The sequence below is a fragment of the Paraburkholderia sp. genome, from assembly GCF_026225065.1.
GTDB lineage: Bacteria > Pseudomonadota > Gammaproteobacteria > Burkholderiales > Burkholderiaceae > Paraburkholderia.
Map to the genome: position 1 here is coordinate 1 of NZ_JAMFSB010000403.1, position 10,192 is coordinate 10,192.

The window sequence follows — 10,192 nt, forward strand, 5'->3', positions numbered from 1 at the left end:
ACGACGCGTCGTTATCGCCCCAGTAGTTGATTGCCACATCGGCGCCTTCGCGTGCGCATGCCACCGCGATGGCCCGGCCAATGCCGCGCGATCCGCCTGTGACGATCACTACCTTGTCCTTGAGCAGCACTTCTTTCTCCTTGATCGATCGGATTGCGCCGTGCGGATTTTGACGCACGTTTCGACGCACTGTTCAACGTGCCGAGTGCACCTTGCGCATTTCAACGCGGGTACGGCCGCACCAACGCGCATTCCGGATTGAGCCGCACGCCAAACCCCGGTGTATCCGGCACCTTCATCCGTCCATTCACAGGCACCGGTTCGTCGAGCAGCAGCGGTGTAAACATCGGCACCACCTCATCGGCCTTCGGCGCCATCATCAGAAACTCGGCGAACGGCGAGTTGTGACGAGTCACCACGAAGTGATAGCTGTACACCGACGACCCGTGCGGCACCACCATCACGTTATGCGCATCGGCGAGCGCGGAAATCTTGATGAGCTCGGTGATGCCACCACACCAGCCAACGTCCGGCTGGATCAGATCGCAGCATTCCATTTCCAGCAGCATGCGAAAGCCCCAGCGCGTCGCCTCGTGTTCGCCCGTCGAGATCATCATGCCGCGCGGAACGTTGCGGCGCAGTTCGGCGTAACCCCAGTAGTCATCCGGCGGCAGGCATTCTTCGAGCCATTTCAGACCGTACTCGTGCGCCGCATGCGCAAGCTTGGTGGCGTACGGCACATCGAGACTCATCCAGCAATCGAACATCAGCCAGAAGTCGTCGCCGACTTTCGAGCGCATGTCAGCGAGTTTCGCGAGATTCTTTTTGAGTCCTTCCGCGCCCTCGGCCGGGCCGTGTTGCAACGGCAGCTTGCCGCCGATAAAGCCCATCTCCTTCGCGAGATCGGGCCGCGCGCCGGTTGCATAGAACACCAGTTCATCGCGCACCGGGCCGCCCAACAGTTGATACACCGGTTCCTTGCGGACTTTGGCGAGCAGATCCCACAAGGCCAGATCGACGCCCGAAATCGTATTCAGCACCACGCCCTTACGACCATAGTAGAGCGTGGAGAAATACATCTGATCCCACATTTTCTCGATGTCGGTGACAAGCTGGCCTTCGAGAAAACGCGCCAGATGCTTCTCGACGATAAACGCGCCGATCTCGCCACCTGTCGTCACAGCAAAGCCGACGGTGCCGTCGCTCGCTTCGATCTCGACCACCAGCGTGCCCAGCACGTTGATGCCGAACGACTGGCGGCTCTGGCGATACTCGGGATAACGCGCCATCGGCGTCGAGATGTGATCGTCGATCCAGTGGCCGTCCGGCTGGTCGTGATAATCCGCGCCGCCGCCACGGACGATAAAGGCACGCACGTGCTTGATAGTAGGCATGGCCATAAGAGAGGCTCCGTTTGTAGTGCAGTAAGCGCGGCCGTCGATGCCTGGCGGGCGCGGTGTCTCGGTGATGCGTCAGTGATGTGTCAATGGGGTAAGCGGTTGGGGTGTCTGCGCACCGTCCCGGCGAAACAGCGTGCCGATCAGCAGGGCCGCCAGTAGACTCGCCGCGCCGAGCACCAGCAAGCCGGCCGAGGTCGAAGCGAAGTTGTGTTCCGCGGCGGTGCGCAGCGACGGCGCGATAAAGCCGCCCAGGCCGCCGAGCGAGTTGATCAGAGCGATGCCGCCTGCCGCCGCCGCGCCGGTCAGATAGCGCGTGGGGAAAGTCCAGAACAGCGGCTGCGCGGCGATAAAACCACTGGCGGCGCAACACAACGCAAGCAGCGCAAACGAGGGGCTATGCGTCAATCCCGACGCACCGATGCCGAGCCCGGCAAGCACCAGCAGCGCAACGGCCCAGGCGCGATGCCCGCCGGTTCGGTCAGCGCGGCGAGGCACGAGCCACGTCACGACTAGCGCACACAGCCACGGCAGCGCCGCAACCAGGCCCACGCGCAAGCCCACCGTCGTGCCCAAAAGCGCGGCCACCTGTTGCGGCAGATAGAAGATCACGCCGTAGACGCTCATCTGGATCAGCAGATAGATCCCCGACAGCCCCAGCACGCGCCGGTCGAGCAGCGCGGCAAGGAGATTGCGAGGCCCGTGCGTGGAGGCATCGCGAGCGTTTTCGTCGAGTGCGGCGCGCAAGGTCGCACGTTGCGCGCTATCGAGCCAACGCGCGTCTTCGGGTTGATTGTCGAGATACCAGAACGCCCATACGCCGACAGTCGCGGCCATCGCGCCTTCGATCAGAAACAGCCATTGCCAGCCCGCCAGGCCCGCGGTGCCATGCAACTCGAGCAACAGGCCCGAGAGCGGACTGCCGAAGATAAACGCGAGCGGCGCGCCGAAATAGAACACCCCGACGGCACGCGCCCGCGACGATTGCGGAAACCAGTGTGTGAGGTAATAGATGACGCCCGGGAAGAAACCGGCCTCCGCGACGCCGAGCAGAAAACGAATCGTGTAGAACGCCGTGGGCGTGTGCGCGAGACACATCGAAGCCGACACCAGTCCCCACGTCACCATGATGCGGCACATCCACAGACGCGCGCCCACCCGATGCAGCAGGAGATTGCTTGGCACTTCGAACAATGCATAGCCGATAAAGAACACCCCTGCGCCAAACGCAAATGCAGCGTTCGACAAGCCCGTATCGTGCTGCAACGCTTTTTGCGCGAAGCCGATATTGGCGCGATCGAGGAAAGCCAGCACGTACATCAGCAAAAGAAACGGCAACAAACGCCGCATGACCTTGCTGTTGATCGCCTCGAGGGATGCGGGCGAATTCGGATTCATGTTGTCTCCTACTCCTGATCCGCTCATGGGACGTGGCAGATTGACTGCGGCACTCTCCAACGAACGGTGTCACTGCCCCCGTCTACGCGGGCTCGGCTGGTCGGCGGCATGCTGCCGGCCTCGCCTACAGGACGCGCTGCGGTGCGCGTCCACTGTGCCGCGTACGCCAACGCGCAAGCAGCACTCGTACTTACTGCTTAAACATCAGTAAGTCGCGCGCCCACCCGACAGATCGAACACCGCACCGGTGCTGAACGCGCAGTCTTCCGACGACAGCCACAGGATCAGCGAGGCAGCCTCTTCGGGCAACAGGAAGCGGTTCATGGGGATCTTCGAGAGCATGTAGTCGATATGCTGCTGCGACATCGAATCGAAGATTTCCGTCTTGGCAGCCGCAGGCGTGACGGCGTTGACCAGGATGTTTTTGGTAGCCAGTTCTTTGCCGAGCGATTTGGTGAGGCCAATCAGGCCGGCCTTCGAGGCGCTGTAGTGCGACGCGTTCGGATTGCCGTCCTTGCCGGCCACCGAGGCGATATTGACGATGCGGCCGTAGCCCTGCTTGAGCATCTGCGGTACCACAGCGCGGCAGGTCAGATACGGGCCGATCAGGTTCACGTCGATCACGCGGCGCCAGACATCCGGTTCCAGCTCCCACGTGGTGCCATTACCGCCGGTGATGCCCGCACAGTTGATCAGCACGTCGATCGTGCCGTGGGCGGCAAGCGTTTCGCTGACCGCCTTGTTCACCGAAGCCTCGTCGGTCAACTCGACGATCGCCGTCGAGACCTTGCCGAGTTCGGCCAGTTCGCCCCGGCTGCGCTCGAGACGCTCCGCGTCGACGTCCCACAGCGCCACCGAAGCGCCTGACTTTAGCGCGCGCTGCGCCACTGCATACCCAATTCCACGCGCCCCGCCAGTAATGACGACGGTACGCCCCTCCAGATCGATTCGGTTCATCGCTTGTCTCGCTCCTATGACACCCAGTAGTACCCGGGTCACAGTGTGGTTGTGTTGGTGTCAGCCAATATACGGCGTGGCTGATACCGGAACAATTCGAGTATTGGAAGATGCGATAACAAAAGTGGATCGGGAGTGCACGAAGGTCAAACCTCCGCACTCACCCGATTCCGCCCTGCCGACTTCGCCGCATACAGTTGCGCATCAGCCGCAGCCATCAATCCGGAAGCGTTCGCCCCCTGAGCCGGCACGCAGGTGGCGCAGCCCACGCTGACCGTCACGCTGCTGTGGCCGCTCTGCCCATAGAACAGGCTCATGCCCTGGACCTTTTTGCGGATCTTCTCCGCGACACTCGTCGCCCCTTCCGCCGGGGTATCCGGCAACACCACGGCAAACTCCTCGCCGCCATAGCGTGCCACCAGATCCACCGGACGCCGCACCGCCGACGCGATGCATTCGGCCACCGCGGTCAGCACTTCGTCGCCAGCGGCATGGCCGTAGGTATCGTTAAACTGCTTGAAATGATCGATGTCGACAAACAGCACCGACATCGGGCTGCCATGACGCCGCGCGCGCAACCATTCTTCGTCGAGCCGGCGGTCCAGCACGCGACGGTTGCTGAGACCGGTCAGCGGGTCCGTCGCTGCGAGCCTGATCAGTTCCGCCTGCGCCGCGACCTTGTCCTGCAAGGTAAATGCAAGCAACCACGACAGCACCACAAACACCGCGCCCAGAGCAAGCGTCAGGCCGCCGGCAATCAGGCTGCGCCGCCGCCATTCGGCAAGCACGTCGTCAAGCGACGGCGCCACCACGGCGATCAACGGCGTGTTGTGCACACGCGCATAGGTGAACATGCGCCGTACGCCGTCAACTGCCGAACTCGCGATATACGACCCCTCCGCGCGCGCTGCCATGGTTGTGAAAGTGGGTGACTTTGCGATGCTGGTGCCGACATCGCTTTCGACAAACGGCTTACGGGCCAGCAGGGTTCCATCGTCGAGGACGATAAAAACCGACCCGAACGTGCCGGTGTTGATCCTGTCGAGCAAGTGCTGAAAATATTCAAGCCGGATAGCGAGCATAGCAACGCCCGCGAAACTGCCGTCCGGTGCATTGATGCGCCGGGTCAGCCCGATCGATGGATTGCCGCCGCGCCACCGGGAGCGATACGGATGCGATACGAACAGGCCCACCGACGGATTGCGCTGTTGAACGACAAAATAGTCACGGTCGCTGAGCGGCACCACTGGATTGCGGTCGCTGTTCTGGGAAGCGCGCGGAAGGCCATCTATGCCCAATACATAGGCACCGCCGAGGTAAGCGGCGGTGGTCGCCCGATCGAACAGCACAGCTTGCCGCAGCGCAGGGGACAGGTGCCAGGTGGCCGGGTTCTGCGCGTTGTCGACCATCGACTGCAGCGACAGGTCGTAGATCTCCACATTGCGCGCGAGGTCGCTGGAAATCAGCGAGACCAGGTTCTCCGAGGTTTCGTGGGCGTGGCGCAGCGCGTCGGCCCGGCCATCGTAGAGTGTCAGAAAGGTCAGGCTCGCCATGGCCGTCGCTACCACCGTGCCGGCGATACCCGCGAGAAACGGATGGCCGCCCACACTCTGCGCGACCAGCGCTCCATACTTGCGAAATGCTTTGCGCCAGCGTCGACGCAGGGAAAGCTTCCGATACCTCACTCGTCCCCCTTCGTCGTGAGTAGAGCGCGCGTTCGCGGCTTGCCCGCCGCGCCTTTCCCGGCAGACGGTCGCCCTGCCGGGCGCCGGCCGTACCTCGTCTGCGTTGCAGCGCAGTACTTCGACCGCAGTAGTTCAACTTTAACCGCTTCGTGTCGCAACGGGAAATCCGCGTGTCCCCGGGTCGGACCCGCCTTGCTCGCCTTGCGCAGCCAATGTGAGCGAAGAACACCGGTTGTCGCTAAAATCCAGCCATCCGTCCAAAGACACCGAACACCTAGCAAGGAACCTGTCAATGACCGGCTCAGATTTACCCAGCCAGCTACCGGAGCTGCTGCCGCGCCTGTGGTCGTTCGCGCTGCGCATTTCAGGCGACCGGCACGATGCCGAAGACCTGGTGCAGCGTGCCTGCCTGCGCGGGCTCGAACGCGCGCACCAGTTACAGCCCGGCACTTCCGCCCTCAGCTGGATGTTCTCGATCGTGCACTCCACCTGGATCGACGAGTTGCGCGCCCGCACCCGGCGCAACCGCTCGAGCACGGAGTGGGACGACGATATGCTTGAAACCGTCGCCGATCCGGCGGCGCGCACACCGGAGGAAAATGCAATCAATAACCAGATCGTCAGTGCGGTTGGACAGTTGCCGGAGGCGCAGCGCGTCGTCATGCTGCTGGTCGCCGTCGAAGGGCTTAGTTATAGTGAAGCGGCGGAGGTGCTCGAGGTCCCGATCGGCACCGTCATGAGCCGCTTGTCGCGCGCGCGCCAGACCATCGGCACGCTGTTCGGGGTTCGGGACAATCAAAAAACAAAAGTGGTAATCGCGAGTAAGGACCCGGTCTCATGAAAATGGACTCTGTTTTGTTGATGGCATACGTGGACGGCGAACTGTCTGCGGACGAATGCCAGGAGATCGAAAAGGAGATCGCTGTGTCGCCTGATACCGCCGAACTCGTCGCGCAGTTACGCGCGTCGCAGTTGCCGTATGCGCAAGCGTTCGCCCAGCAAAAGCTGCCCCCGGTGCCGGACAGCCTGACCGAAGCCGTTGCCGCGATGGCGCGCGCCCATGCACAACGCACCGCCACACCGGGCGCCAACGACGCCGCCGTCGCGCGCGACGCCTTCACCCCGCCTTCGGCTCCCGTCCGTTCGCGACTGCGTATTGCGCCGCAATGGCTCGCGGTCGCCTTTGTTGCAGGGGTGGTCTGCTACGGCATTGGAACGCGCTTCCTGCCGGGTTTCGGCACTAACCCGAACACCAATCCCACTGCGACGCTCGCGGCGGCCAATCCGGAAGAACCGGGCTGGGTCGCGGCGGCGGCGGGATATCAGCAGCTCTATTCGCGCGAGACCGTGGTACAGGTGCCGGTCAATACCGAACTCACGGCGCAAACCGTCGACGAAATCCAGCATCAGGACGGTCTGAACGTGCGGATTCCGGATCTGAGTCAGGCGGGGTTGACCTTCAAGCGCGTGCAACGACTGCGCTTTAAAGACAAACCCTTGGTGCAGATCGTCTATCTGCCGCAGCAAGGCGCGCCGATCGCACTATGCGTCATGAAGGAAGCGCGGCCTGACTCCACGATCGCAGAACGACGCGTCGAGAGCATGAACGTCGTGACCTGGCGGCACGCCGATTTGAGCTATGCACTGATCGGCAAGCCCGAGGGGACCAATTTGTCCGCATTGGCCAAACGTATCTCCGATAACGACGTGCAGACGCTGTTCGGCGATGCGGGTGTCTCGATGCTGGCAGCTAACTGAGCCTGGTAAAAAAAATCGTCCCAGCAGGGAATAAGTCGAAAACAGCTAGCGTTCAATGGAGTAACCGGTGACGCACCGCATGGCCGCAAGGCCACGCGGCGTCGGAGGTTACATCCTGTCCATTTCAAGAGACGTCCATGAAAATGAATCGAACGCTTACCGCACTGGTGTTCTCTCTGAGTCTCGCAGCACCTGCGCTCGCCGTTGCCGACACGCTCAACCTGCAAGCCCACCTGCTCGCCTCCACCGAAGTGCCGCCCAAGACCAGCGACGGACACGGTGAATTGACCGCAACCTACGACACTGCGTCGAAAGTGCTGCATTACAAGGCCACCTACGCGGACCTCACCGGGCCGGCCAGCATGGCGCATTTCCACGGTCCGGCACCTGCCGGCAAGAATGCGCCGGTGGCCGTTCCGATCCCGATGGACAAACTGGCCAGCCCGATTGAAGGCGACGCTACGCTAACCGCTGCGCAGGAAACCGAACTGCTGGCCGGCAACTGGTACTTCAACGTGCATACCGCGAAGAATCCGGGCGGCGAGATTCGTGGTCAGGTCGAACAGGTGAAGTAAGGCATTCGCCGCGTCGCAGCTTTGGGCGCTGTATCGCTTTGCGGGACACCTAGGGCTTCGTCTGGCCACTATTGTCAGGCGTCTTTAGGGGCCGTTTTCCGGTTCTGCGCAGCGTTGCGCAGACGAGGCGCACGCGCGATTCGTAGTCCTGCGGGTCGCCCACCTTCAGCGATTGATACTGGAGCAAGGTGGGCGTGGCCCGCTGCCATCCATAGTCCCATTCTGTGTCGAAGCTGGGCGGATCGGAAAGCGAGCGCTTCAGATTCGCCTTATAGTTCGCGATTTGCGCAGCCGTGAAGCCGCACAGGTCATGCCCGAGGTGAGCTCCGCGGCCAGCGGACTGAATCCGGTCAGTGACTGCATTGTCATCCGCGTAAGCGCTGGCCGCACACAGGCCACCCGCAGCGAGACACAACACGACGATGACGGAACCTGTATGGGCCATGGAGCACCTCCTTCAGCAATACACCTGCGCAACCTGCGTCGCTCTCGTTGCCGGTTCAGTTCGTGTTCCAACCTGCCGTCAGAACCGATAGCCCGCGCCAGCAAATATCACATCAGTATCGCGGTCATAACGGGTCACCACCCGGTTCCACTCAAGCCGCGCATCCCAGCTGTTGGTAAAACGATATGAACCTGCAATCGTGACGAGGCCGGAGAATTTCCCGGACCCCGGTCCAGGTGATTCGCTGTTCTCGTTCTCGTTGATCGCGTAGTACGCGCCAGCGCCCACGCCGAGTGTCACCTTGTCGTTGAAGAACGCGCGGGTTGCCCATAGCTGACTGGTAATGCCGTCGCGGCGCGCCAGTTTGCTGCTGCCTTCGTGCAGATAGCCGAGCGTCACATCGAGATATTTGGCAAGACCGCGCCGGTACTCGATGGCGCCGCCCAGCGCAGACGGCGAGCTTGTCGAGTTGACGATGGTCTTGCCCAGATACACAGCCACTTCGTTGTTGGTCACGTTGGTGTTGCTGCTGGCTGCCCGGTCGCGCGGGCCTGGCGTATCCGGTGCATCGAGTTGATACCCTACGCCGAACATCACGCTGGTGGCATCCGGGCCGCGCAGCACATGCACGCGATTAAGCTGCAACTGGGTAATCCAGCGGCTCGAAGCGTAATACGCGGCACGCACGCTATAAACCACACCCCAGCCGTGGGTGTCGGAATAGCTGCCGCCCTGATCGGCCGTGGTCGTGTCGAAGTAGCGATACGGGCCGATACCCGCCTGCAGGACGAACTTAGGATTGCCGACGGGAATGCGGCCCCAGAGCTGAACCAGCTGGCCGTCACGATGATGATCGGGAATATGGCCTTCGTTCAGCCAGCTAAAGCTGGCTGCAAAGTATTGTCCGAGACCCTCCTGGTAATTGAAGGCCCACGAGTAGGTATCCGTACTGCCGGCGCGGGAACCACCGCCGAACAGCGAGAACTCCTGTGCATCGGCCGCGGGCGCGCCGAACAATCCGCTTGTGACGAGCGCAACACCCAACGCCGCGTTGCGGACCGGGCGTGCCGAGGTGCGCGCAGCAGCAACCTCGAGCGCCCCTTGCGCCTCTGCGGATAATTCCTCTCTGGCGGCCCGAGCGTGCCCGTACACCTGCTCGCGCGCTTCACGAGCAAAACGCTGCTTTTCCACGAGTCTGAGCTTGCGGTTTCGGTCTGCACCGAGCACCGCGTAATAGCGCTCGGCGTGCAGGCGCCTGAAGCGGGCATAGAAGTCGGGGCCCGGCAAACCCGAATCAGTACAGAGAAGCGACGCGTAATCGGCAAGCTGCAAATCACAGAGGGACGCGGCCGTGTGTTCCAACGCGGCATAGCGACGGTTTAGCGATAAGTTCGGAGGAAAGATCGCGTGAAATGCGCCATACGGAACGAGTTTCCTGTGCCGCGCTGCTCGCAGAAGCAACTGGGCAATCCGCGCCTCGAAGTCTATTTCCATCTGCAGTCCTTGTAAAACGGCGAACGCGGGCAGGCACCGCCGCAGCGCGCGGCCAGGACCTAGCCGGCGCGCCGCTTCGCTGTACCCGTTTGCCCTTTCAGGCTCGTTATTTCGCGTGCCGAGCCGGCCTCGTACGCTTGGGTTCGCGCCGCTTCAGCGCGTCGGTCCGTCCAGCTGCCGGCCCGCGAGCCTACCGTTTATCGGGGCGCTGTGACCACCACGTATTGCACCGTTGGGCCCACGTATTGCGGCTGGTACCAGTTCGGCCCGCATTGCTGATACAACACGCCTGCGACCATCACGCTGTTGCAACTCGGCGGCAGAGCCGCGACGGTCGTTCCGACCACGATCGCCGTCGTCACACCCACTGCCACGCCGACCGCCACCGGATCGACGTACCAGTCATCGTCGTGATGATGGTGGTGATCATCGTCGTGGTGATCATCGTCGTGATGATCGTGGTCATCGTCGTGGTGATCATGG

At 62.3% G+C, this 10,192-nt stretch carries 10 protein-coding genes and 1 pseudogene; 3 read left to right on the forward strand and 8 right to left on the reverse strand.

Translation table 11 applies throughout. The features are described 5' to 3' along the window. From M0954_RS27955 to M0954_RS27975, 5 genes are all read right to left on the reverse strand, one after another. Positions 1-130, reverse strand: a 130-nt coding sequence (locus M0954_RS27955) for an SDR family NAD(P)-dependent oxidoreductase (RefSeq protein ID WP_297356744.1), incomplete at its 3' end; no start/stop codon positions are given. 91 nt (positions 131-221) lie between these two features. Then, a complete protein-coding gene (rhmD, locus tag M0954_RS27960; RefSeq protein ID WP_122158898.1) occupies positions 222-1,400 on the reverse strand; it encodes an L-rhamnonate dehydratase in 1,179 nt (392 codons plus the stop codon). A gap of 72 nt (positions 1,401-1,472) precedes the next feature. Beyond that, a complete protein-coding gene (locus M0954_RS27965) occupies positions 1,473-2,795 on the reverse strand; it encodes an MFS transporter (protein ID WP_297356734.1) in 1,323 nt (440 codons plus the stop codon). Positions 2,796-2,999: 204 nt separating this feature from the next. Then, positions 3,000-3,752 carry an SDR family NAD(P)-dependent oxidoreductase gene (locus M0954_RS27970; protein ID WP_297356736.1) on the reverse strand — a complete coding sequence of 251 codons (753 nt, stop codon included), beginning with the start codon at positions 3,750-3,752 and terminating at the stop codon, positions 3,000-3,002. Positions 3,753-3,898: 146 nt separating this feature from the next. Beyond that, complete coding sequence (locus M0954_RS27975; protein WP_297356738.1) at positions 3,899-5,437, reverse strand: diguanylate cyclase; 1,539 nt, start codon at positions 5,435-5,437, stop codon at positions 3,899-3,901. Between the two features lie 292 nt (positions 5,438-5,729). Between M0954_RS27975 and M0954_RS27980 the strand changes: the two genes are divergently transcribed. The 3 genes from M0954_RS27980 to M0954_RS27990 all read left to right on the forward strand — a co-directional run bounded on the left by M0954_RS27980 (position 5,730) and on the right by M0954_RS27990 (position 7,770). Then, complete coding sequence (locus M0954_RS27980; RefSeq protein WP_123387434.1) at positions 5,730-6,278, forward strand: RNA polymerase sigma factor; 549 nt, start codon at positions 5,730-5,732, stop codon at positions 6,276-6,278. Next, a complete protein-coding gene (locus M0954_RS27985) occupies positions 6,275-7,195 on the forward strand; it encodes an anti-sigma factor (RefSeq protein WP_297356740.1) in 921 nt (306 codons plus the stop codon). The genes M0954_RS27980 and M0954_RS27985 overlap by 4 nt, the downstream gene beginning before the upstream one ends. Positions 7,196-7,338: 143 nt before the next feature. Further along, positions 7,339-7,770 (forward strand): CHRD domain-containing protein, encoded by a 432-nt coding sequence (locus M0954_RS27990; RefSeq protein WP_297356746.1) that lies wholly within the window; start codon positions 7,339-7,341, stop codon positions 7,768-7,770. A gap of 49 nt (positions 7,771-7,819) precedes the next feature. Here the strand turns inward: M0954_RS27990 and M0954_RS27995 are convergent, their stop codons facing one another. The 3 genes and pseudogenes from M0954_RS27995 to M0954_RS28005 form a co-directional block, all read right to left on the reverse strand. Further along, positions 7,820-8,215, reverse strand: coding sequence for a hypothetical protein (locus M0954_RS27995; RefSeq protein WP_297356742.1), 396 nt, complete (start codon positions 8,213-8,215; stop codon positions 7,820-7,822). A gap of 78 nt (positions 8,216-8,293) precedes the next feature. Beyond that, positions 8,294-9,259 carry an outer membrane protein gene (locus M0954_RS28000; RefSeq protein WP_122159625.1) on the reverse strand — a complete coding sequence of 322 codons (966 nt, stop codon included), beginning with the start codon at positions 9,257-9,259 and terminating at the stop codon, positions 8,294-8,296. 647 nt (positions 9,260-9,906) lie between these two features. Then, positions 9,907-10,192 (reverse strand): annotated as a pseudogene (locus M0954_RS28005) (hypothetical protein); the annotation flags it as partial.

Coding starts and splice junctions, on each gene's coding strand:
- rhmD (WP_122158898.1), bottom strand. CDS start 1,400: ATGGCCATGCCTACTATCAAGCACGTGCGTGCCTTTATCGTCCGTGGC.
- M0954_RS27965 (WP_297356734.1), bottom strand. CDS start 2,795: ATGAATCCGAATTCGCCCGCATCCCTCGAGGCGATCAACAGCAAGGTC.
- M0954_RS27970 (WP_297356736.1), bottom strand. CDS start 3,752: ATGAACCGAATCGATCTGGAGGGGCGTACCGTCGTCATTACTGGCGGG.
- M0954_RS27980 (WP_123387434.1), top strand. CDS start 5,730: ATGACCGGCTCAGATTTACCCAGCCAGCTACCGGAGCTGCTGCCGCGC.
- M0954_RS27985 (WP_297356740.1), top strand. CDS start 6,275: ATGAAAATGGACTCTGTTTTGTTGATGGCATACGTGGACGGCGAACTG.
- M0954_RS27990 (WP_297356746.1), top strand. CDS start 7,339: ATGAATCGAACGCTTACCGCACTGGTGTTCTCTCTGAGTCTCGCAGCA.
- M0954_RS27995 (WP_297356742.1), bottom strand. CDS start 8,215: ATGGCCCATACAGGTTCCGTCATCGTCGTGTTGTGTCTCGCTGCGGGT.